Raw genomic sequence first — 23974 nt, 5'->3', positions numbered from 1 at the left:
AGTGTTTTAAATATACTGAAAAAGAATTAGAATACCTATTAAAATAATCTTAAAAATTTAAATACAAAATATAGTATTTTTACCCTTTTAAATAAGAAAATGAGTTTAGATATTATTTTTGAAGATGATTATTTACTTTGTGTAAGTAAACCAAATAACGTTTTAGTGCATCACGCTTATCATTCTAGAAATGTTGCTGATGAAGATTCTTTACTGCAAATCATAAAAAATGAAACGGATTTAAAAGTATACCCTATTCATCGATTAGATCGTAAAACATCAGGAATTATTCTCTTGGCAAAAGAAAAGGAATATGTGTCTAAATTTCAAGAATTGTTTACCAATAACCAGATTCAAAAAACCTATTTTGGTGTAGTTCGTGGTTTTTCTCCGGATGTAAAAACAATAGATTCATCTGTAAAAGGTAGAGATGCCAACGTACATAAAGATGCCTTAACAGCCTTAAAAACTTTAGCGAACATCACTTTAAACATCCCAGTAAAACCTTATGATTCTTCACGTTATAGTTTAGTACAATTATCGCCTAAAACAGGGAGAATGCATCAATTAAGAGTTCATATGAACAAAATCAGTCACCCATTAATTGGTGATGCAAAATACGGTGATAAAAATCACGATACCATGTATGCTGATAACTTTGGTTGGAAAAACTTGTTTTTACACGCAGGTAAATTAGAATTTACACATCCGTTTACATCAGAAAAACAAAGTCTAAAAGCAAATTTCCCAGAAGATTGGCTTGCTTTATTTAGTGAGTTTAAGTGGAAAAATCCCTTAAATTAAAAGCTACTGCTCTATAGATTGCGCATCAAAAGCAATCAACTCGTCATTATCAAAACTTGGTGTTATTTCAATTGGGTTGCAACAAACCTCACAATCTTCTATGTAGGTTTGTTGCTGAACACTAGTATCTAATAGCATTGAAATTTCTTCCCAACAATAAGGGCATTGAAAAAAATGTTCCACTATTCTTCTATTACTTTTAAAATTAATTTCCCTTTTTTATCACCAGAAAATAATCTATTGTATGTTTCTTGAAAATTTTCAATGCCATCGTAAATATCTTCTTTCGATTTTAATTTACCTTCTTGCATCCAAGTTCCCATTTGTTGGGCAGCTTCACCAAATTTAGCAGCATAATCCATAACAACCATTCCTTGCATTGTAGATCTTGTAAATAATAATGATAGATAATTGCTTGGTCCTTCAATTTTAGATTTCTTATTGTACTGCGAAATTGCACCACATAAAACCACTCTTGCATTCATTTTTAATTTTGTTAAAGCAGCATCTAAAATTGTACCTCCAACATTATCAAAATAAATATCTACACCATCAGAACACTTTTCTTTTAAAGCAGTATAAATATTTTCAGATTTGTAGTCTATGGCTTTATCAAAGCCTAATTCGTTTATTAGATAATCACATTTTTCTTTTCCACCAGCAATACCAATTACTGTACAGCCTTTAATTTTAGCAATTTGCCCAACAATACTACCAACAGCACCTGCAGCTCCAGAAATTAAAACTGTATCTCCTTCTTTAATTTTACCAACTTCTGTAATTCCAAAATAAGCTGTCATTCCTGGCATACCTAAAGTACCAATATACACAGGCATTGGCGCTAAATTTGTATCAACTTTATACCAATTATCACCTTTCGTATTTACAAATTGCTGTACGCCTCCCCAACCAGAAACTACATCTCCAATAGCAAAGTTCTCATTTCCATTATTTTTGATAATTGTACCAATAGAACCAGCTCTCATAACATCATCTATAGCAACTGGAGGAATGTAAGATTTAGAATCGTTCATCCAACCACGCATTGCAGGGTCTAAAGAAATATAATGTTGCTGTATTAAAACTTCTCCTTCTTTTAATTCAGGAATTTCATTGTTTTCTAATTGCCAAGTATCTAAATCTGGGACTCCTACAGGACGTTTTTTAAATATAATTTGTTTATTTTTCATTTGTATAATTTTTTAATATTGATGTAAAGATTGTATTCTTTCTCTCAATTTATTTTTTGATAAATATTGTTGTTCCAAATCTGATTGAAAAGGAATTGGAGTATCTATGCTTGCAACACGTTGAACAGGTGCGTCTAAAAACTCGAAACAATGCTCTTGAATCAATGCTGATATTTCACTTGCAATTCCGCCAAAAAGAGAATCTTCTTGTACAATTATTGCTTTTCCTGTTTTTCTAACGGATGTAAAAATTGTATCAATATCTAAAGGTTGTAAAGTTCTTAAATCAATAATATCAGCATAAATATTTGATAGATTTTCTAATGCTTCTAAAACCCAATGAATTGCAGCTCCATAACTGATAATTGTAAGATGAATTCCGGTTTTTAAAAGATTTGCTTTTCCAATTTCCGTAGTAAAATAATCTTCAGAAACATCTTGATAAACAGATCTATATAATGCTTTGTGCTCAAAAAACAAAACAGGATTAGGATCATTTATAGCACTAATTAATAAACCTTTGGCATCTTCTGGAAATGCAGGATAAATCACTTTTAAACCTGGTGTTTTTGTAAACCAAGCTTCATTGGTTTGACTATGAAAAGGACCAGCTCCTACTCCTGCTCCACAAGGCATTCTAACTACAATATCTGCTTTCTCAGACCATCTATAATGCGATTTTGCTAACAAATTTACAATCGGATTAAAACCAGAAGAAACAAAATCTGCAAACTGCATTTCTACAATTGATTTTACTCCATTTACAGACAAACCATAGGCAGCACTTATAATAACTGACTCACAAATTGGTGTATTTCTAATGCGTTCTTTACCAAATTTTGCTACAAAACCATCAGTAATTTTAAAAACTCCACCATATTCTGCAACATCTTGACCCATAATTACCAAATCCTTGTGATTTTCCATTGATAATTTTAATCCGTCAGAAATTGCATCAACAAAACGAATATTTTTTTTGTTTGATGATGGTTTTATTTCTTGATAATCTAAAGGTTTAAAAACATCTTTTAGTTCTGTTTCTAAATTCGGAATTATTTTTTCTTCATTAAAAGCAATTTGCAAATGCTCATGAATTTCTGCAGTAATTTCTTCTTTATATTGTTGTTCTATAATTGCAGATAAAACTCCTTTATTTTTTAAAAAAGCTTCAAAATTAGTAATTGGATCTTTTGCTCTCCAAAACTCCAAAACATCTTCAGGAACATATTTAGTACCACTCGCTTCTTCATGACCACGAATTCTAAAAGTTTTGAATTCAATTAAAATTGGTCTAGGATTTTTACGAACACTTTTAGCAAGTTCATTAACTTTAGAATAAACTTCTAAGACATTATTGCCATCAATGATATGACTTTCCATTCCATAACCAATGCCTTTATCAGCAATATTATTACAATTAAATTGTTCTGAGTTGGGTGTAGATAAGCCATAACCATTATTTTCTACACAAAATAAAACAGGTAAACTCCAAACTGAAGCTACATTTAAAGCCTCATGAAAATCGCCCTCACTTGTACCTCCTTCACCTGTAAAAACAGCACAAATTTTATTGTTATTTTTTAATTTGTTGGCCAATGCAATTCCGTCTGCAACTCCCAATTGCGGTCCTAAATGAGAAATCATACCAACAATATTGTATTCTTGCGTACCAAAATGAAAACTTCTATCTCTACCTTTTGTAAATCCGTTTGCTTTTCCTTGCCACTGAGAAAATAATCGATATAAAGGGATGCCTCTAGTTGTAAAAACACCTAAATTTCTGTGCATTGGCAAAATATATTCGTCTTTTTCTAAAGCTAGAGTTACACCAATAGAAATTGCTTCTTGCCCAATACCAGAAAACCATTTCGATATTTTACCTTGACGCAAAAGAATAAGCATCTTTTCTTCAATGAAACGAGGTTTTAGTAAACATTTGTATAAATGCAATAAAGTAGCATCATTAAAGCTTGAATTTAAAGAATAATCAATATTTATAGGCATTAAATTTGTTTTTAGCTACCCTAACAAATATAAATAACTTTATTGCATAAAAAAATCCTTATCATTTTAGTGATAAGGATTTTTTTATGAATGTTGTAATTTCTTATAACTCAGCAAAAATTGCGTGCATCATACGTTTTTTATCATTGATGCTTTCTTCTAAAGCAATCATTGTTTCTGTTCTGTTTACACCAGGAACATCATCAATTTGATAAATAATGTCTTTTGCATCGTTAGTGCCTTTCGCTCTTACTTTACAAAAGATATTGTATTTGCCAGCAGTTACATAAGCTACAGTTACGTTTGGTATTTTTCTTAAGTTTTCAATAACACTCTGAGTCATAGACGTTTTTTCTAAGTAAACACCTACATGAGCAATAAAAGAATAGCCCATCTTCTCGTAGTTTAATGTTAAGGTAGAACCTTGAATAATACCTTCATCTTCCATTTTTTTAACACGTACGTGAATTGTACCTGCAGATACTAATAATTGTTTTGCAATGTCTGTAAAAGGTGTTCTTGCATTTTCTATTAAAATATCTAAAATTTGATGATCAATTTCGTCTAAGATAAATTTTTTCATTTTTATATATAATTCAATTTATAAAGCAAATTTATGAATTTAATTTAACTAAACAAGTACTATTTTGATAAATACTTAAACAATATTATCCTCGAAAACGATTTCGTTATGTCCGAATTTACCATGTATATCCTTTTCTTCTACAGCATTTAATTCAGAAACTAAATTATTATCTACTATTTTATCTACGTATTGATAGGCTTTATTATTCTCATTATCAGTATATTTATGAATTACATCATAAAATATTTTAGCATTATTCGGAATATCAAAATAAGGTAAATAACTAGAAAATTCATCAGAAATTGCGATGTGATAAATTCCTTGTAAAATTGAGTAAAAAGTATATTCTCTAGAAATTTCTCTTGGATAATCATCTGGGTAATGTCCAGATTCAATTAAAATTGTATTGTAACCTAATTTTTGAAAGTTGTCTCCAGTGGCTGTTGGGTAAAATTCATCTGTATATCTACCTACAAAATTAGGAATCATCTGTTGCAACATCAAATTCATAGCAACAATAACATTCATAGTTTCTTTTCTACCTTCTGTAATTGCTCTTGTTTCTTCTTCTGATGGTGCTAAAAATGAAATCGTTGCCGGATTTTTAGTACCTTCTACTCCGAAAATGGTTCTTTGATCGTGTAAATTGAAACAAAATTGCGGATTAAATTGTTCTAAAGTATTTCTTAACAACTTACTTTCTTTTGCAATTCGATCTACAGCATCTCTGTTTAAATCAATTTCATTGGCATTTATTCTGGTGTATGCTTGTGCTCCATCAGGATTTAACATCGGAATAAATAATAACGTACACTCTTTTAATATGGTTTCTAGAATCTCATCAGAAGTAGTAGAGAAATAATTAAACAGATCAAAAAGTGCTTTTGTACCTGTACTTTCGTTTCCATGCATTTGCGACCACAACAAAATCTTCTTTTTACCAGTACCAATTTGTAAGGTATAAATTGGTCTTTCTTGTTCAGAAAATCCTAATTCATGAATCTTAAAAACAGCAAGGTGTTTTTTTAATAATTTTTCAATGTCTTTAAATGTAATCCATTTGCCAAAAAGTTCAGTTTCTTTTTGTGCTTTAAAAATGGACTTTAAAATTTCGGGTGATAAAATATTCACAGAGTTCTATTTAGAAAGACAAATTTAGGCTATTGTAAATTAGTATACAATTGTATATTTACAAATGTAAATTGTTATGATGTTACAATTGTAAATTAACCAAACCACAGAAATTGTTACTTCTGTAAACTAGAAATCAACACAAGTAAAAAGACAGAATAGCTAGATGTAAATAACATCAATATTATTTTTTAAAAAATCGTAATTATATAGTAATCAATATTTAATGTAGTTTAATTAAAGTTTTAGTTTATTAAATAAAATCCCAATCAAAACAATAAACACAAAATAATTGGATGCTATTTTATATTGATTTACATTTGTAATAAAGCAACTATTTACAATGCTAAACAGTTTAGAATTTACAACTCGAATTAAAAAAATAATGGATTACCATCAATTATCAGCGTCTTTATTTGCTGATAAAATAGGTGTACAACGTTCTAGTATTTCTCATATTTTATCTGGTAGAAACAAACCGAGTTTAGATTTTATCTTAAAAATTACAACCGAATTTAACGATGTTGATATAGATTGGTTGTTAAAAGGCGAAGGTTCTTTTCCTAAAAAAACAGCAAAAAAAGAGGTTACTTCTACTCCAACTTTATTTTCAAATCCATCTACAAACGATGAAAAAAAGATTCAAAGAATTGTTGTTTTTTATTCTGATGGAACATTTGATGAATATCGAAAATAATTTACCTTAGTACTTATGAAAACAATTGATATTAGAACTGTAAATGTTGTGCAGTATTTACAACCTTTACGTGAAGGCGGATCTTTACCTGCTATTGTAAAAGCAGATGACGATTTCTTATACGTTCTAAAATTTAGAGGTGCAGGTCAAGGAAAAAAAGCATTAATTTCTGAATTTATTGGTGGTGAATTGGCGAGAGCAATAGGTTTAAATGTACCTGAGCTAGTTTTTATGAATTTAGATGATTCTTTTAGCAAAACTGAACCTGATGAAGAAATTCAAGATTTACTAAAATTTAGTGTTGGCCTTAATTTAGGTTTACATTTTTTATCCAGCGCAATTACTTACGATCCTTTGGTTTCTGTTGCTGATGAATTTACAGCTTCTAAAGTTGTAATTTTAGATAGTTTAATTAGCAATATTGATAGAACTGCAAAAAATACCAATCTATTAAACTGGAATAATGAACTTTGGATTATAGATAATGGAGCGAGTTTTTATTTTCATCATAATTGGGAAACTTGGGAAAACCATTTAACCAGAACTTTTCCTTTGATTAAAGACCACGTTCTGTTACCAAAAGCCAATCGATTACAAGAAGCTTCTAAAGAAATTCAGCAATTGATTAATAATGATGTAATTGCAGAAATTATTGCTAATATTCCTGAAGATTGGTTAATTAACGAAGGTGAAACTTTAACCACTGATGAAATGAGAACTGCTTACAAACAGTTTTTATGTGCAAAACTTACAATGATTGATAAATTGGTAAAAGAAGCTGAAGATGCAAGATAAAGTTACTTTTGAATATGCCATTATTAGAATTGTACCCAAAGTTGAGCGTGAAGAATTCTTTAATATAGGCGTGATTCTTTTCTCGAAAAGAAAGAAATTTTTAGATATTAAATATCATATTAATCCTAATAAATTAAAGGCTTTAGCTCCAGATTTAGAAATTGATTTTATTAATGATTACCTAAATGCTTGGAAATTAATTTGCGATGGAAAACATGCAGGAGGAAAAATTGCCGAATTTGAAATTTCTGATCGTTTTAGATGGCTTGCAGCTTGTAGAAGTACTATTATTCAGAGTTCTAAAACACATCCTGGAATATGTAATGATCCTGAAAAAGAGTTAAACGCAATTTTTGAAGAGTTTGTTTTGTAAATTGAATAGTTCTAAATTTTATTTTTAATAATATGGATCCTTGGGGCTCTTTAACAATGTTAATCAAAAAACAAGAAGCGGCTAAAAATAGAAAAGCGGCTTTAAAATATGAACTTCAAAAAAGAAGAGAAAGCCAATTAAAAAAAGGTAACCAAACAGAAATAGAGTTTCCTGAGGTTTCTAAGGAAGAAATGGAAACTTTAAAAGATAAAATCAGAAAGAAATATAAAGCTCAACGTATTAAAACTGTAATTTTAGATATATGCTTATTTATTTTTGTTTTACTCCTTTTTTACTTCATTTTAAGAAATAAAATTAAGTTTTAGAAGATAATTATATTGAATTGTCTGGTTGAGGGTAATTGAAAACCATTGTTTTGATAAGTAAAGTTCTCGACTATACTCGAACTGACAACATTTTTTATATTATTTATTCAAAAAACCTGCAATCAAACCATTTTTTACAGTTTTACGAGGTACTTTAAAATCAAAATAATCATCTAAAGGAATCTCAAAACCCTTGTAATTCAAGTAATTGTTTAAAGCAATATTTAAACCTTGGCTATATAAATGATGCGCTGCTCCTTTTGGATCTTCGTGAAATAAATCGTTTTCTGCAAAACCTTCAAATTTTGGCCCAGTAATTTTGATTTCAAATTCATCTGGATTTTTACCAACAGGACTATGGCTAGTACAAGCAAATTGATGCCAAAAAGCAGACTGAATACAATTATTCTGAAACAATTGACGAACAACTTCTAAAGAATCTATGGTTTCTTGCGCGGTTTCTGTTGGGAAACCAAACATTAAATACGCGTGCACCATAATATTTTCATCAGAAAAAGCTTTGGTAACTCTGGCAACTTGTGCAATATCTACACCTTTTTTCATTTTTGCTAACAATCTGTCTGAAGCTACTTCTAAACCACCAGTAACAGCAATACAGCCCGATTTTGAGAGTAAAGCGCATAATTCTGGCGTAAATGTTTTTTCAAAGCGAATGTTTGTCCACCAAGTAATATAAATTTTACGCTCAATTAAAGCATTTGCTAATGCTCTTAACATTTTTGGAGGCGCAGCTTCATCAACAAAATGAAAACCAGTTATACCAGTTTCTGCAATAATTTTCTCAATTTTATTTACTAAATCATCTGCAGTAGTATTTTGATAATTACCAATATAATCTAAAGTTACATCGCAAAAAGAACATTGTTTCCAATAACATCCGTGAGAAATGGTGAGTTTATTCCATTTTCCATCAGACCACATTCTGTGCATTGGATTCATCACATCTAAAAAAGACAGATACTTTGCTGTTGGTAAGCCTACGTAACTTGGTGCAGGCAAATTTTTATGATGAAAAATGGTATTTGGCTGCTTATCAACATAAACAACTTCGTTATTTTTACAGATAAAAGTTCTTTCTAATTGAGCCTCTTCTATTTTATCACTTAAAAATTCAGTGATTCTTAATAATGGTCCTTCTCCATCATCTAAAGTGATAAAATCGATATAATTAAAAATTCTTGTATCAGAAATACGTCTTAATTCTGTGTTGCAATAACCACCACCAAATGCAATATTTATATTCGGATAATTTTGTTTTAGAAATTGCGCACATCTTAAAGCCGAAAATAAATTACCAGGAAAAGGAATGGTAAAACAAACCAAATCGTAATTATCTTGTTTGATTTGTTCTTCTAATAAATACAACATTTCATCTTCTATCAAAGTAGTTTCGTATTGTAAATATTCATCAATTTGATCGAAACTAGAAGCAGCTCTACCCAATTGCTCTGCATATCTTGTAAATGAGAAAAACTCATCGATATTGGTATTTATAAAATCGCCTAATTCTTCTATAAACAGTGTTGCAATGTGTTTGGCTTTGTCTAAAATACCTAGTTTTCCAAATTCGGTAGATAAATCTTTCTCTAATTTTATACGTCTATGTCCTTGAGGTAGAAAGTCTTTGTGTACTATTTGATAAGCTGCTGTAACTTCTTGCACACGCAAATAATTCATTACAGTGTCTACTTTATTAATATAATCTTCTCTTTGATTGTACACTAAAGGCAACTCTTTATTACCCAACAAATCTGCTTGTTTAAAAACAGCATCTATAAATTCTTTGGTAAAAACTGCTGTAAACAACTCAATACTTAAATCCATTTGAGTTGTTTTTACATTTTTAGATTCTAAAAAACCTTTAATGTAAGCAGTTGCAGGATATGCAGTATTTAATTGTGTAAATGGAGGTGTTATTAAAAGTGTGTTTACAGACATATAAAATTGTGAAGTGCAAAGATACTATCTGATTTATGAATTGAGATAAAAAAAATGTAATTGGTTTTTATAGAATACTTTTTGTGAATAAAAAAAGGAATTTACAGTTGATTTTGTTAAGGATAAACCCGAAATTAGCTTAATACTAATATAAAAATACTGATTATTCGTATTAACACTACACACAAACTGATGACAGAAATATTCACAACAAAAAAATTAGAAAAATTAATCATTAAAAGAATTGAAGATAAAACTCTAGCTGTTGATAATATTTTTGGAAAATGGAATGCTTCAGTATTATATATTGCGAAAAAAAAGTGTTTGATTTTTGTTAATTCAAAGAGTTTATATTCTGTTATAATTCCTAGGTTTTCAACAACTGAATTAGATAAAATTCATTTATTGTTTCTTGAAAATTTTTACGCTCAATTAGATTTTGAAAAAATTAAAGCTGATGCAGAATTTATTGTTGACAATATTGGTGAGTTAAAATTCTACTCGACTGATAACGATAAAAAAATGACTGGAATTATCAACTATAATATTTCAAAGATAGATTACCTTAAATATGAATATAAGATTTTTAATTCTTCTGTAATTCGAGAGTTAACAAAGAAATTAAACTTAACACCTTTCAAGCAACTGAATTGGAGTAACCCAAAAGAAAAAATGAACGAAATAATAGAAAAAGCCAGACAAACACGCTAACTCATCACGAAAAAAAAGCAAAAATTACACCACAAAACAACTCTCAAGCATTTCATATAATTCAGGATGTTTTCTTTTTAGTAGTTTAGGTCTTTCAAAAAAGTATTCTCCTGCAACTGCTAAAAACTCAATTTGTGAAGTGCCACCATAATTTCTAATATCAGATTTATCATTATTAATTTCTTCCATTTTTCTGTGTACCAATTGCAAATACGGAATTGTATATTGCTTATCTAACAAGACTTTCGGAATTCCGTCTGTAACACCATCAGCTTTGTCTATTAAATGAATAAATTCGTGAATTGCAGTATTCCCTTTGTCTGTTTTATTGCTAAAACCTAAATGCAAAGCTTTTCTTGATAAAATCATATGATTTTCGAATCTTCCTGTACCTACTAAACCTGCAATATTTCTGCCTTTTGATTTATTATTGAATTGTAAATCTTCATTAAAATAATCTGGATAAATTAAAACAGTTGATAGGTTATTATAATTCCAATTTGGGAATCTAAATACAGGAATAACAGCACTTGCAGCGATTAACAAAGAGTCTAATTCTTCTAATTCAAAGTGAATAGCTTCTATATTTGTTGTTTCTAGAAAACGAACCATTTTAGCTCTAAAAAGTTGTTGCTCATTTTGCGTTAACTTCTTATAAAACAGAATGTTTTCTAATAAAATTGGATGCCAATGATTAGGCACTACAACATTTTCTAGTAAAAGTGTTTTTACTTTTTTCTTGGGTTTTAAGCTTATAAATAAAACAACAAGAAGAATAGCAATAATAATTATATAAATCATTAAATTTAAAATTGATTTTAGAAGAATTTATATGAAAACTAATTATCCAATTTAGTTAAAATATCAGAGAAAATTGGGCGATTTTTAACATCAGCAGCTAAACAAAGTGCTGTTAAGTTTTTTAGCTCATTATATAAACCATTATCTACTTCAGATTCATCAACTAAATTTAATAAATCTTCTAACAAGCAACCAAAAGCTCTCACTTCTACCCTTTCAATATTTTGAGAATTTTTATCATAAAATGATGCTGCTCCAAAATCACCAAAAAGAATTTCTGAATTCTGGTTGATTAAAATATTATGCGCATATAAATCACCGTGATTAATTCCTTTATTGTGCAAATGCAAAGACACAGAAGCCATACTTTTAGCTATTTTGATAACTTCATTGAGCGTGAAATTTTTATCAGAAAAAACATCTCTAGTACAAGTTTCTAAATTTGGTGGATTACCTAGATTGATAAAATCCGAAGAAATTAAATCCATTAACAAACCGTTTTTCTGTTCTGGATGTGCTGTGATTTTTCCTAAAATCGGAATTAAATTTTGATGAGTTCCTGCAGCTATAGAAGCTTTCATTTCGTCTTCTGGCAATCCATCACTGGTAACACTACCTTTAAAAACTTTAACTGCAACTTCTTTATTTTCAGAAATCCAATTGGCTTTAGAGATCATTCCAGAAGCACCTTGTCCTAACAATTCTTTGATTTTAAAATCTTTCCAAATATAAGATTTTATCGTAGATTCAACTTCTATAGAATTTGTTATCGGATTTCCTCCAAAAGCAATCCAAGATAATTTTGGTAAAGTAAACAACCAATCAGGAATTACTTTTAATTGGTTTGATGAAATTCTTAATAATTCCAAATTATGGCAATTTGCCATTTCTTTAGGCAGTTCTTCAATTAAATTACCAGCAACAGGAAATTTCTGTAAAAACTGACAATCTCCAATACTTTTGGGTAGTTTTTTAATTTGGTTGTTGGTTAAAATCAACCATCTTAACAAAGGCGGAAAAGCATTTTCTGGTATTGTATGAATTTGATTGAATTTAAAACCAATCATACTTAATAAAGGCAATTGCGCTAAAACACTAGGAAACTCTGTAAACTTATTGTTTTCAAAGAAAACAATTCTTAGTTTTTTGAGTAAAATAATATCGTTTGGTAACTCAGATAAATGATTATCAGATAAATCTAAGATTTCTAAAGAATCAGCTAAATCATAGATTTCTTTTGGAAAATCGGTTAAACCTTCTGCTAATTTTAACTTTTTTAGCCCCTTTAATTTACCTGCTTTTAAATCCTTTAAAGTATGTATCATATTCGACAAATTTAAATCAAATAAAACAACCTTAAAAGTGCATTTAAATTAAAAATTACAACAATTTGGCCATTGCAGTTTTAATAATTTCTATGTTTCTTAACCTGTTTGGTTTGTCTGCTTTTTTCTGATCTTCAACCATATTTCGCATATAGTTAATCATAACTTTATCAAAATTAAACCCTTTGTATTGATTTCCTTTTACAACCATATCTTCTACAAGATTTTGAATGGCTACAGTGTTATTACTTTCAGAAATTTGTTGAAACGCCTTTTGATACAATACTTTAACAGTATCATCATTGGCTAAAAACATTCCAGAAACCACAGATTTTGCAATGAATGGTAATTCAGATTCATCTTTTTCTTCGATAAAAATTTGTGTTAAAGGCGTTGCTAAAATTTTACGAACTTCATCTGGCAATGCTTTCGATTTTTTAATGGCCAAATCTTTATCTACATAATACATAGAAACCAAAGCTTTACCCAAAACTGAGTACGATTTACTTTCTAAACCTTTTTCGAAAATAGATTTTAATTCAGGATCTGTTAGTTTACCCAAAGTGTTTATTGCTTCTGCCTGCACTAAAGTTTTAGCATCGTTATTTGCAATTTGCATAATTTTTCTGATGGCATCCTTTTTAGAAAATTTATTGATTAAATCAATATTCTGCAATGCTAAAATTCTAATTTTATACGATTTATCATCTAAAGCACCAACAACAGCATTAAACGCTTCTTTTTCTTCTTGTTTTTTTACAACTTCTAACAAAGCTGCTCTTCTGTGCGCAAAATTATCAGCATTTTTTAATTGAAAAATATAATCACTCAATACTTTATTTTCGTTGATGTTACTCACCAAAATATTATCTGCATTTACCTGAATTAAATCGGGTTGTTTTGTGTATGGAAATGTAAAAGATGCATCTTTAGCTTCAACAAAAACATTGTGTCTTGTTCTTTTAGTTCCTTCAAAAACATCAATAGCAAAAGGGAATTTAAAAGTTTCTGCTTGCAATTGAACAATATTTACAGTAACCGTTTTTCTTAAAGTATTATAATCGTAAGAAACCTCAATATTTGGATGATTTGCTCCAAAATACCATTGATTAAAAAACCAGTTTAAGTCTTTACCTGTTAATTCTTCGAATATTAATCTTAGCTGATGAACTTCTGCAGTTTTGTATTTATAGGTTGTTAAATAGGTATTTAATCCTTTAAAAAAAGCATCATCCCCTAAATAATTACGTAACATATGTAAAATAGCTCCACCTTTGTTATAGCTCACTAAATCGAACATATCTTCTTTATCATCATATTCAAAACGCACTAAACTTTTGCTTTCATTTTGTCCTTGTTTATAAGCTTCTACTTGCTCAAAATAATGCATTTCTGCAGCTACTTTTCCGTATTTATGTTCTCTCCATAAATATTCACCATAATTGGCAAAAGATTCGTTTAAAGTTAAATTAGACCAACTTTCTGAGGTTACTAAATCTCCAAACCAATGATGAAAAATTTCGTGTGCAATTGTGTTTTCTTGCACATTATTATCAATTAATTGTCCTGGTTGTTGGTAAGCTTGTTCTCCGTGAACAACAGCAGTTGTGTTTTCCATAGCTCCAGAAACATAATCTCTAACCACAATTTGACTGTATTTATTAAAAGGATATGCTACACCTAATTTATCCGCAAAAAAACCAATCATTTCTGGAGTTAAGCCAAAAATATCTTTAGCATAAGGTGCATATTCTTTTTCTACATAATAATTTACAGGAATGTTTTTATAAAAATCTTTGATAATTTCAAATTCACCAATTCCCATAAAAAACAAATAAGGAGCGTGTTTTTGATCGAATTTCCAATAATCAGTTCTGTTGTTCCCAGAATTTGTCTGATTTACCAATTCTCCATTAGAAAGCGTTTGGTATTTATTTGGAACTGTAATATAAATTTCTTGTGATGTTTTTTGATTTGGACTATCTATTGTAGGAAACCAAGCTGAATTTGCTTCAGTTTCTCCTTGTGTCCAGATTTGAGTAGGTTTGTTTTTATCAATACCATCTGCATTTATAAAATACAATCCTTTTGCATCTGTAATGGCTTGACTGCCTTTATCTTTTACTTTTTCTGGTCTTGAAGTATACTTTATGTAAAGGGTAAACTCTTCGTTTTTCTGATACGTTTTTGGCAAGTCAATAATCAAATCATAATCATCGTAATTATAATCTAACTTACTATTATTTAGTGTGATGCTATGAATTAGCATCGATTTTGCATCCAAAGAAATTTTATCAGTTGCATAAAAATGAGGTTTTGCTGTAATCCAAGCTTCACCATTCATTGTTTTATTCGAAAAATTAAAATCGACCTTTAGTTTTGTATGCACTAAATCGTGAATTTTTTCTCTTTCTGCTCTATAAACCGCACTTTGTGCAAAATTGCTGTAACTAATTAATAAAAAGCAAAAAGCTACTATTCTCTGAAACTTCATAAATATCATATTCTTCAAGTTTCAAAAATACTAAATATGATTATAGTAGCTGTTAATGAGCAGTTAAAATAAGTTCAGCATAAAGTCTTAAGTTCATTTTGAAAATTACATAAATTTTTATTTTTTACCAAAAATTGGTAAATTTGAGTAAATTATTAATAATATGAAAAACACATCTGTTTCACTTGGAAATTATTTTGATCGATTTGTGAGTTCACAAGTTTCTGTTGGGAGGTATAAAAATGTAAGCGAAGTAATTCGTGCTGGACTTCGTCTTTTAGAAAATGAAGAAAATAAAGTAATTGCTTTAAGAAATGCTATAGAAGAAGGTAAAAGTAGCCCAATTGTTGAAGATTTTGATTTTGAAGAAAATCTAAATAAATTAAAATCCCAAAAAAGAAAGAATGGTTAAAATTGTTTTAAGACAAAAAGCCATTGATGATTTAAATGACATTTGGAATTATACTTTTGAAAATTGGTCTGAAAAACAAGCTAATAAATATTACACAACAATAAAAAATGCTTGTAAAGAAATTGGAGATAATCCTGTTATAGGGAAAGAATATTTTGGAGTAATAGGGAAATTACTAGGGTTAAAATCTGAAAAACATATAATATTTTATAACATAATTTCGGAAGATAGAATTGAAATTTTAAGAATATTACACGAAAGAATGGACTTAAAAAATAGACTTAAAGAATAAAACTGTATTAATCTAAAAACTGTAAAACATTATTTAAATAAAAAAAAATTGGAAATACAAAGCTGTTAAAACTCTATACTTCCAATTTTTTAAGTAGACTGATTTGTTTTTATTTTCCTTTAAAAATAGCACTAAAACTTTCTAGATTACCACTATCCATTTTTACACTATTCATCATTTCAATTACTTTTGCAGGATTCATATCCTCACCTAATAATCTTGCAACTCCTACTCCATTTTTATCACCATAACCAAAGGCTACAACTTCATCAATTGCATCTGTATCTCCTGAATAATAAACTTTTACATTCATCCCTTGGGCTTTCATAACCATTAGGCTTTTGTAATCGTCATTATCTTTAAAAATATTTTTAAGTTTGGCTTTTTCTGCTTCATAAGCAGCAGTATTGTCTTCTGTTTTTGGTAAAAATGCAATATTTATTTTCTTTATACTTTTTATAGTTTCTTTTACATCATCAGAAACATCAGCTTTAGCAGATAAAACAGAGCTTACAGGTAAATCTCCAGTATAAAAACCTTCTTTACCACTTGTATCTACTAAATAACTTTGCAAAGATTTTTCGTTTTTACAAGAACTTGCAAAAAGCACTAAACATACTAAAGCACAAATTTGGGTTAATTTTTTCATTTTTAATATTTTATTTAAAAGTCAGGTTTAAAAAACTAAACCCGACTTTTTTTAAAGTTAATTACTTGTTTTCTTTAACAATCTTGTCTGTGTATTCAGACATTTTGTTAATGTCTATATTACCAGTTAAAGAGAATACAATTGCTTCTGATACACCTTTGGTCTGTTTGTCTATACCTTTTACAAACATTAAAACTTCGCTAACATAATCTTTATTACTTGTAGCTTTTACATAGATTTTAACACGAGAACCATCATCTTTAATTCTCATTAATTGAGTTAATTTCTTAGATTTGATTGATGTATTTACCATACTTTCCATTTTAGATGCGATATCTAGGTCATTAGTAGAAAACATTTTAAATTCTTTTAAATCACCAATCATTTCGAAAGCCTGAATTACTTCATTATCATCTGATTTAACATTTTTAGGCTGAAACTTTTTTAGCAATTGAAAAGCATCTTTGGTAACCACTACCATATCTACACCATCCATATCTTCTAAACTATCGAAAAGTGATTGTGCGCTTGTAACCATTGGTGCTACAACAAATGCAATTAATAATATTATTTTTTTCATAATTTCTGTGTTTACTTGGTTTTACTAATTTTTACTTGGTTTTTATTTTAAAGCTTTATTGGCTTTGTCTTCTTGTTTGTACAATTGTGCTACTGCTTGTTCTCCTTTCTTTAAATTCGTAGATAACAATTGTAATCCTTTATTTACTTGTGCGTAAATTTCTTCTGCTTTTTTTCTATCTTGATATTCATCATATTGTATTTTACCAACAAATACGCTGAATAAAAGCATTACTGATGCTGCTACAGACAACCATTTAAAGTTTATCTTATTCGATTTTTTAGGTTCTAACTTTATGGTTTTTGTGTAGGTTTCATCTTTTACAGTAGTAAAATAATTAAACATATAACTGTACTCTTGTAAGTGTGGAGCAACTTCCTCTTTTGTAAAATAGTTTTTTAGGATTGCTTCTTCTTGTAGCGTAGTTTCTGCGTTTTCGTATTTTTCTACTAATTTTTCTATGTTAGCTAACTCCATAGTTGTGTTTTTTAATTAATTCTTGTCTTATTGTTTTTCTTGCTCTAGATAATGCAACTCTTACTGCTGTTGGTTTCATATCTACCATTTTACAGATTTCTTCAAAATCATACTGTTCAACATCTCTTAATTGAATAATTATTTTTTGTTGCTCAGGTAAATTTTCTATCAATTTGTGTACTTGGTTTACACTGTCTTGATATTCCATTTTCTTATCTAAAGACGTTTCTTTCTCTTTATAATTACTGTGTACTAATGTTAAATTACTTGCTTGTTTAGATTTTAATCGATCATAACAATAATTTTTTGTCATTGTCATTGCAAATGCTTCTACATTTTTATAATCAGCAATTTTTTTTCTGTTTCTCCATAATTTAAAGTAAAGCTCTTGTGTAGCATCTTCAGCTTCTTCTGTAGAAACTAAAAGTCTTTTAGCTAGTCTAAAAACTTTGTCTTTAAAGGGTAAAACAACTTTTAAAAAGTCTGATTGGTTCATTGGTTTTGGTTAATTTTCTGATATTTTTTCATCTCTTATATCAGGTTTACATAATTACGACGAACAACAATTTATTTTGTTACATCTTATTTCAAAAAAAATACTAAAAAAGTTTAAATTGCGTTAAATTTACTACAATAGCTATACATTATTATATGAGGTTTTATTTAAGAGTTGTTTATTTTTCGATATTAATGGCAACATTTGCAAGTTGCTCTAAAGAATATGAAATTCCTCAAGAATTGGTAGTACACGATTTCGTTTGGAAAGGTTTAAACGCCTATTATTTGTATCAAGATCAAGTAGAAGATTTATCTGACAGGCGTTTTAGCTCAGACCAAGAATTAAACACTTATTTAAGTTCTTTTGTAGATTATAATAGTTTATTCAACAATTTATTGGTAGCTGGTGATGTAAAATCAACTTTAGTAGAAGATTATAATACCATCTCAGAACCAGAACTAAGAACTTCTTTTACAAATGGTTTAGAATTCGGAATTATAGCAGACCCTAATAGCACAACCAATGTTTTAGGTTATGTAACGCATATTTTACCAAATTCTGATGCAGCAACAAAAAACATAATTAGAGGCGAATATTTTTATGCTGTTGATGGTGTACCATTAACAAGAACCAATTTTGAAAGTATTCTTTTAAATGGCTCAGATAGTTTTACTTTAAATATGGCCAATTTTGATGGAATTACAATTACACCCTATGCAAAATCGGTACTTTTAGAAAAACTAGATTATACCTATCCTGCTACTTTTTTAGAAAAAACAATCTCTGTAAACACTGATAATATTGGGTATTTAATGTACAATAACGATTTTTCTAAAAATTATATTAATGATTTAAATAACAGTTTCTTAAATTTTAAAAATCAATCTGTTAACGAATTAATTTTAGATTTAAGATACAATATTGGTTCTGATGGATTTGTAAAAAGCATTGCACCTATTGCAAGTATGATTACTGGTCAATTTCAAGACGAAGTTTTAGTTAAAGAAGAATGGAATTCTAAAGCACAAACTTGGTTTTTAGAAAATCAGCCAGATTCATTATTAATGAAATTTCCATCAGAAATTAGCCAAACAGCAACTATAAACAGTTTAAACCTAACAGATATTTACATCGTTTTAAATGGAGAAAATTTTACAGGTTCGTCTGCTGTAGAATTATTAATTAATAGCTTAAAAGCACATATTAATGTTCATATTATTGGTAATCAAACTGCAGGAAATAACACGGGTTCAATTACTTTATACAATTCTGAAGATTACGATTTTGATTTAAAAAATGAAACGCATACTGTGGCTTTACAACCTGTTGTGTTAAGTTTTTTAAATAATAACGACGAAACTTATGCAAACGGATTTTCGCCAGATTTAGATCTTTGTGCAAATGAAGATGTGTTAGATTTAGGTATTTTAGGTGAAACGTCTGACCCTATTTTAAATAGCGTTTTAAATTACATTTCTTCAGGAACTCCGATTTCGAATAACAACTGTAATCCAAATAATTATGAATATTTGTTTAATAGCATAACTCCACAAAGAATTACTGATAATGGTGTTTTTATTGAACAAAATTTACCAAATACAAACTAATATATAAATGAAGCAATTTTTAAAAATTAGCCTTTTAGCAATCACTATATTTTTTATTTCTTGTGATAAAAACAGTCCATTAGAAAAAAACACATCAACCAATGATGATCTTAACTTTTTTATCTGGAGAGGTTTAAATCTTTATTATTTATGGCAAAAAGATGTGCCAGATTTAGCTGATGATCGTTTTTATAATTATGATGATTTATATACTTATTTTGGAGAATACAATTCACCAGAAGCTGTTTTCGAAAGTTTATTAAATAGACCTGATGATCGTTTTTCTATTATTGTTGATGATTATATTGCTTTAGAAAATTCTTTTCAAGGTTTAAATTTAAGTAACGGAATGGAGTTTGGCTTGGTTACTTATAAAAACGGAAGTAGTAATGTATATGGTTATGTGCGTTATGTAGTCCCAAATTCATCCGCTGAAAGCGAGAACGTTACAAGAGGTATGATTTTTAATACTGTGGATGGTAGCCAAATAACAATAAATAATTATCTAGAATTATTATTCAGTAGTAATACAAACTATACAATTGGTTTAGCCGATTTTAATGATGGAAACCCGATTGAAAACGGAACTACAATTTCTTTAGAAAAAACTGAATTGCAAGAAAACCCAATTGCAACATCAAAAATATTTACAGAAGGTTCACAAAAAATTGGATATTTAATGTATAACCAATTTGCTAGAAATTACGATAGTCAATTAAATGCAGCTTTTGCCAATTTTAAATCAGAAAATATAAACGATTTAATTGTAGATTTAAGATACAATCCTGGTGGTTCTGTAAGTACAGCAACCTATTTAGGCAGTATGATTACTGGGCAATTTACAGGAGAATTATACTCGCAAGAAATCTGGAATGATAAAGCTACTGCAGCTTGGTCTTCTGATGTTTTTCTGAATAATTTTACAGATCAAATTAGAAATGTAGACACTGATGGTTCTGTTATTTTAGAGGAAACAATTAATAGTTTAGGGTTAAATAGAATTTATTTTATAGTTTCTTATGGTTCAGCTTCAGCATCAGAATTGGTTATTAACGCTTTAAGTTCTCATATTCAAGTAAATTTAATTGGCGAAACCACAAGAGGTAAACAACAAGGTTCTATAACTTTATATGATTCTGAAAATTTACAAAGAACAGGCGATAATTTAAATACAAATCATACCTATGCTATGCAACCTTTGGTTTTAGAAATTAGCAATAAAGATGGTGTTAATTATCCTGAAGGAATTATACCTGGAAGCATTAATTTTCCTGGAATTGAATTGGGTGAAGATTATGGAAATTTAGGTGTTTTAGGTGAACGTTCAGATCCATTATTAGATGAAACTTTAAACTATATTACTACAGGTCTTAAATCATCAGCAAAAACAAGCAAAAAATTGAATTTTAAAGAAATATACGATTCAAAATTAGCAATTCCTGCTTCTGATTATATGTTTGTAAATCCGAGAAAATAATGTAATTTAAACACTAATTTTAGATAAAATAAAAGTTAGTGTTTAATGTTTAAATTATTAACATCATCAATACCTTCTTCTATTTCTTTATCTGTTAAAACATCAGGTCTAAATTCGCTCATTAATTCTTCTCGTTTCGATTTTGCGTATTTAAAACCAGATTTCCACCATTTTCGCATCAATCTTTCGTCAAAAACCAAAGAATTGGTTGTTAAAACAGTGGGTGTATAATATAAATTTAGCTTTACGTTTTTATTAGTTGCAGCTAATTTACCAATGGTAATATTATGTCTTTCTACATGTGTTAGCATAAAATCAAAAACATCGAAAAGAAGCGCAAACGGATTTTTAGAAGGTATTCTATTAAATTGTGTTACTTCTGTTTCTAAAATTATGGCATCAATTTCTGTGGCTCCTCTTAAAATAGCTTCTCTAATTGGCACTAAAGAGCCAAAACCACCATCTGCATATTGTTGGTTATTTTTTTCTAACAAACTCATAAAAGGCACGTAGTTGCAAGAACCCCAAATCCAATCACAAAAATCTTCGTAAGTACAATCTTTACTCGATTTATATTCTATTTGATTTGCAGTTAAATTAGACACAGTAACTACAATTTCTTTATCGTTATTCTGAATTTGATGATACATTTCTTTGGTAATTTTTCGCTTAATTAAACTGCGTAAATTTTTACTCTCACCAAAAGTTTTTCTACCTCTTATAAAATTAATTAATGTATTAAAATGATTGATATTCACCACTTTTTCTCCTGCTACTTTTCTTATAGTAAAAGGATTATTACTAAAAATTGTTTCTTGATTTACGTTCGTATACAGCTCTTTTAACTCATCTAACATACCTAAAGCCAAATGAGAAACCATTAAACTACCTGTAGAAGTACCTAAAAACAAATCATAATCTCTATTTTCTTTTTTCATTAAATACTGGGCTACACCACCTGCAAAAGCTCCTTTGCTTCCACCACCCGAAATTACCAATGCTTTTTTCATTAACTCAAAATGATTTGTTTATTTTCGTTAAAAATATCAAAAATGAAAAGAATAACACTATTATTTTTTGCTTTCCTTTTAATATACTCTTGTGCAAAAGAATATATTCCTAGAAATATTGATACAATTCAAATACAAGAATTTAAAATTGATAGCACAAGTATAAGAGCCATAAAAGTAGTTGATACTGAAAAAGTTTATTATGCTGGTTCTAAAGGCAATGTGGGTTTTAAAACGGATAAAGATGTTTCTTTAAATGCCTTAAATATAAAATATAAAGACTCAATAATTCCGAATTTTAGAAGTGTTGCATTTAATGGCGATGATTATTTTGCCCTTTCTATTGGTAATCCAGCTTTATTGTATAAAATTTCGCAAGGAAAATCGACTATAGTTTACAAAGAAGAGCACGAAAAAGTATTTTATGATGCCTTAACTTTTTTTGATGATAATATTCACGGAATTGCAGTTGGAGACCCAACAGAAAATTGTGCATCAATTATTTTAACTTCGGATGCTGGTAAAACTTGGAAAAAATTAGCTTGCAAGAATTTACCAAAATTTGAAGAAGGTGAAGCCTTTTTTGCAGCAAGTAACACAAATATTAAAACCATAGACAACACAGTTTGGATAGCCTCTGGTGGTAAAAAAGCTAGAATTCTAAAATCTACAGATTTTGGGCAAACTTGGCAGATTTATAACACACCAATCATACAAGGAAATGGACCTCAAGGAATTTATTCTATAGATTTTGCTGATAAAAACAACGGAATTATTATTGGCGGAGATTACTCAAAACCTCAAGAGAATAAGGCTACCAAAGCCATAACAAAAGATGGTGGTAAAACTTGGACTTTAATTGCAGACAACCAAAATCCGAATTATAAAAGTTGCGTACAATATGTACCAAACACCAATGGAAAAGAGATTTTTGCAGTGGGTAAAACTGGGATTTCATTTTCTAATGATGCAGGAAAAACCTGGAAAGATGTTTCTAACGATAGTTATTATGCCATTCAATTTGTAGATAAAAATACAGCTTGGTTAAGTGGTAATGAGAAAATTGGTAAATTAATTTTAGAATAATATGCCCCTTTTAATTTCCTCAAAGAGGAAAAAACATCTGTGATAATTTAGTGCAATTAAAATTTAAAAAACTAGTTTTAATAAAAAACATTTAATCCGTGTAAATCTGTGAAATTCGTATCTAAAAATATTTATAATATCCTTTTTCTAGCTTCTCTCCTATTTTTGTCTTGCCAAAAGCAATCAGAAATTAGCAAAAATTTTAACTGTGAAACTTCTGTTTTTAATAATTTAGAAACGGTAGATGATGTAAAAGACCTTTTTTCTTTAGATATTCCTGAAAATTGGAAAACAAATTTATATCAAGATGAAGTGCAATCTTCTATTTTTACTGCAGATACTACAAAACAATTAACAGAAACAATGCTGTTAGATGTTACTTTTATCCAAAATAAAATAGCATTTAATGATGCTTTTATATTACAACAAGAGCAAGAAAACTTAGCAAAAGGTCTTATAAAAACAAAATCAAAACAGATTTTACTTTTAGAAAAATCATCATTATATCTATATTTCAAAGGAAAAAAAGGAAAGTTCAATTATCAAGTTTGTAATATATTTATAAAAGTAAATGAATCTAATTTTGTTTTGGCAAAAGCTGAAGTTTATGGAGATTCTTTGGTAAATAATAGGTTTTGCGAAGCTTTTTCGTTGATAGAGAACATCAAACTAAAAAAATAAATTGAAAA

At 28.8% G+C, this 23974-nt stretch carries 26 protein-coding genes; 12 read left to right on the top strand and 14 right to left on the bottom strand.

The features are described from left to right. Nucleotides 1–99 precede the first annotated feature (99 nt). Nucleotides 100–804: a pseudouridine synthase gene (locus tag BW723_RS13885; protein WP_068359906.1), complete on the top strand. Its 705-nt coding sequence runs from the start codon at nt 100–102 to the stop codon at nt 802–804. A 3-nt stretch (nt 805–807) separates the two neighbouring features. On the opposite strand, the gene BW723_RS13880 is transcribed toward BW723_RS13885, so the two are convergent. From BW723_RS13880 to BW723_RS13860, 5 genes are all read right to left on the bottom strand, one after another. Then, a complete protein-coding gene (locus BW723_RS13880; RefSeq protein ID WP_068359908.1) occupies nt 808–990 on the bottom strand; it encodes a CPXCG motif-containing cysteine-rich protein in 183 nt (60 codons plus the stop codon). After that, nucleotides 987–1994, bottom strand: coding sequence for an NADP-dependent oxidoreductase (locus tag BW723_RS13875; protein WP_068359910.1), 1008 nt, complete (start codon nt 1992–1994; stop codon nt 987–989). The genes BW723_RS13880 and BW723_RS13875 overlap by 4 nt, the downstream gene beginning before the upstream one ends. 12 nt (nt 1995–2006) lie before the next feature. After that, a complete protein-coding gene (locus tag BW723_RS13870; RefSeq protein ID WP_068359912.1) occupies nt 2007–3998 on the bottom strand; it encodes an alpha-ketoacid dehydrogenase subunit alpha/beta in 1992 nt (663 codons plus the stop codon). A gap of 103 nt (nt 3999–4101) precedes the next feature. After that, complete coding sequence (locus tag BW723_RS13865) at nt 4102–4581, bottom strand: Lrp/AsnC family transcriptional regulator (protein WP_068359914.1); 480 nt, start codon at nt 4579–4581, stop codon at nt 4102–4104. A 75-nt stretch (nt 4582–4656) separates the two neighbouring features. Beyond that, the gene (locus BW723_RS13860; RefSeq protein WP_068359916.1) at nt 4657–5715 is read right to left on the bottom strand and encodes a M14 family metallopeptidase; all 1059 of its coding nucleotides are present in this window, start codon (nt 5713–5715) and stop codon (nt 4657–4659) included. A gap of 343 nt (nt 5716–6058) precedes the next feature. Here BW723_RS13860 and BW723_RS13855 point away from each other — a divergent pair, with 343 nt between their 5' ends. The 4 genes from BW723_RS13855 to BW723_RS13840 are packed head-to-tail and all read left to right on the top strand — an operon-like array spanning nt 6059 to nt 7906. Continuing rightward, entirely contained in the window at nt 6059–6412 is a 354-nt protein-coding gene (locus tag BW723_RS13855; protein ID WP_068359918.1) for a helix-turn-helix domain-containing protein, read from the top strand. 15 nt (nt 6413–6427) lie between these two features. After that, nucleotides 6428–7207, top strand: coding sequence for a HipA family kinase (locus tag BW723_RS13850; protein WP_068359920.1), 780 nt, complete (start codon nt 6428–6430; stop codon nt 7205–7207). After that, nucleotides 7197–7580, top strand: coding sequence for a DUF3037 domain-containing protein (locus BW723_RS13845; RefSeq protein ID WP_068359921.1), 384 nt, complete (start codon nt 7197–7199; stop codon nt 7578–7580). The genes BW723_RS13850 and BW723_RS13845 overlap by 11 nt, the downstream gene beginning before the upstream one ends. A gap of 56 nt (nt 7581–7636) precedes the next feature. Then, complete coding sequence (locus BW723_RS13840; protein WP_139059099.1) at nt 7637–7906, top strand: hypothetical protein; 270 nt, start codon at nt 7637–7639, stop codon at nt 7904–7906. A gap of 99 nt (nt 7907–8005) precedes the next feature. Here BW723_RS13840 and BW723_RS13835 read toward each other — a convergent pair whose 3' ends face one another. Continuing rightward, nucleotides 8006–9865: a B12-binding domain-containing radical SAM protein gene (locus BW723_RS13835; RefSeq protein WP_068359925.1), complete on the bottom strand. Its 1860-nt coding sequence runs from the start codon at nt 9863–9865 to the stop codon at nt 8006–8008. A 192-nt stretch (nt 9866–10057) separates the two neighbouring features. Here BW723_RS13835 and BW723_RS13830 point away from each other — a divergent pair, with 192 nt between their 5' ends. After that, nucleotides 10058–10576 (top strand): DUF6933 domain-containing protein, encoded by a 519-nt coding sequence (locus BW723_RS13830; protein WP_068359927.1) that lies wholly within the window; start codon nt 10058–10060, stop codon nt 10574–10576. Between the two features lie 24 nt (nt 10577–10600). On the opposite strand, the gene BW723_RS13825 is transcribed toward BW723_RS13830, so the two are convergent. From BW723_RS13825 to BW723_RS13815, 3 genes are read right to left on the bottom strand one after another with little or no spacing between them, the layout of a single operon-like run. Next, nucleotides 10601–11377, bottom strand: coding sequence for a M90 family metallopeptidase (locus tag BW723_RS13825; RefSeq protein ID WP_068359929.1), 777 nt, complete (start codon nt 11375–11377; stop codon nt 10601–10603). A 38-nt stretch (nt 11378–11415) separates the two neighbouring features. Then, entirely contained in the window at nt 11416–12702 is a 1287-nt protein-coding gene (locus BW723_RS13820; protein WP_068359931.1) for a leucine-rich repeat-containing protein kinase family protein, read from the bottom strand. A 55-nt stretch (nt 12703–12757) separates the two neighbouring features. After that, a complete protein-coding gene (locus BW723_RS13815) occupies nt 12758–15196 on the bottom strand; it encodes a M1 family metallopeptidase (RefSeq protein WP_068359933.1) in 2439 nt (812 codons plus the stop codon). 163 nt (nt 15197–15359) lie between these two features. Here BW723_RS13815 and BW723_RS13810 point away from each other — a divergent pair, with 163 nt between their 5' ends. Both BW723_RS13810 and BW723_RS13805 read left to right on the top strand, forming a co-directional pair. Further along, entirely contained in the window at nt 15360–15608 is a 249-nt protein-coding gene (locus BW723_RS13810; protein WP_068359935.1) for a type II toxin-antitoxin system ParD family antitoxin, read from the top strand. Then, nucleotides 15601–15900, top strand: coding sequence for a type II toxin-antitoxin system RelE/ParE family toxin (locus BW723_RS13805; protein WP_068359937.1), 300 nt, complete (start codon nt 15601–15603; stop codon nt 15898–15900). The genes BW723_RS13810 and BW723_RS13805 overlap by 8 nt, the downstream gene beginning before the upstream one ends. A 109-nt stretch (nt 15901–16009) precedes the next feature. Here BW723_RS13805 and BW723_RS13800 read toward each other — a convergent pair whose 3' ends face one another. The 4 genes from BW723_RS13800 to BW723_RS13785 form a co-directional block, all read right to left on the bottom strand. Next, the gene (locus tag BW723_RS13800) at nt 16010–16549 is read right to left on the bottom strand and encodes a DUF4252 domain-containing protein (RefSeq protein WP_068359939.1); all 540 of its coding nucleotides are present in this window, start codon (nt 16547–16549) and stop codon (nt 16010–16012) included. Between the two features lie 61 nt (nt 16550–16610). Then, nucleotides 16611–17129: a DUF4252 domain-containing protein gene (locus BW723_RS13795; RefSeq protein WP_068359941.1), complete on the bottom strand. Its 519-nt coding sequence runs from the start codon at nt 17127–17129 to the stop codon at nt 16611–16613. 42 nt (nt 17130–17171) lie between these two features. Then, a complete protein-coding gene (locus tag BW723_RS13790) occupies nt 17172–17606 on the bottom strand; it encodes a hypothetical protein (RefSeq protein ID WP_068359943.1) in 435 nt (144 codons plus the stop codon). Next, a complete protein-coding gene (locus tag BW723_RS13785; protein WP_068359945.1) occupies nt 17593–18102 on the bottom strand; it encodes an RNA polymerase sigma factor in 510 nt (169 codons plus the stop codon). The genes BW723_RS13790 and BW723_RS13785 overlap by 14 nt, the downstream gene beginning before the upstream one ends. A gap of 155 nt (nt 18103–18257) precedes the next feature. On the opposite strand from BW723_RS13785, the gene BW723_RS13780 reads away from it, so the two are divergent. Together BW723_RS13780 and BW723_RS13775 are read left to right on the top strand one after the other, a co-directional pair. Beyond that, nucleotides 18258–19712: a S41 family peptidase gene (locus tag BW723_RS13780; RefSeq protein ID WP_068359947.1), complete on the top strand. Its 1455-nt coding sequence runs from the start codon at nt 18258–18260 to the stop codon at nt 19710–19712. Nucleotides 19713–19719: 7 nt separating this feature from the next. Further along, a complete protein-coding gene (locus tag BW723_RS13775) occupies nt 19720–21189 on the top strand; it encodes a S41 family peptidase (RefSeq protein ID WP_068359949.1) in 1470 nt (489 codons plus the stop codon). Nucleotides 21190–21224: 35 nt separating this feature from the next. On the opposite strand, the gene BW723_RS13770 is transcribed toward BW723_RS13775, so the two are convergent. Then, nucleotides 21225–22199 (bottom strand): patatin-like phospholipase family protein, encoded by a 975-nt coding sequence (locus BW723_RS13770; protein ID WP_068359951.1) that lies wholly within the window; start codon nt 22197–22199, stop codon nt 21225–21227. A gap of 42 nt (nt 22200–22241) precedes the next feature. Between BW723_RS13770 and BW723_RS13765 the strand changes: the two genes are divergently transcribed. Next, complete coding sequence (locus tag BW723_RS13765) at nt 22242–23285, top strand: WD40/YVTN/BNR-like repeat-containing protein (RefSeq protein ID WP_068359953.1); 1044 nt, start codon at nt 22242–22244, stop codon at nt 23283–23285. A gap of 108 nt (nt 23286–23393) precedes the next feature. Beyond that, nucleotides 23394–23966: a hypothetical protein gene (locus BW723_RS13760; protein WP_139059100.1), complete on the top strand. Its 573-nt coding sequence runs from the start codon at nt 23394–23396 to the stop codon at nt 23964–23966. Nucleotides 23967–23974 lie beyond the last annotated feature (8 nt).

This window comes from Polaribacter reichenbachii (genome assembly GCF_001975665.1).
GTDB classification, from domain to species: Bacteria; Bacteroidota; Bacteroidia; order Flavobacteriales; family Flavobacteriaceae; genus Polaribacter; species Polaribacter reichenbachii.
The sequence above is the reverse complement of the archived record's forward strand: the minus strand, read 5'-3'. Positions and strand labels throughout refer to the sequence as shown.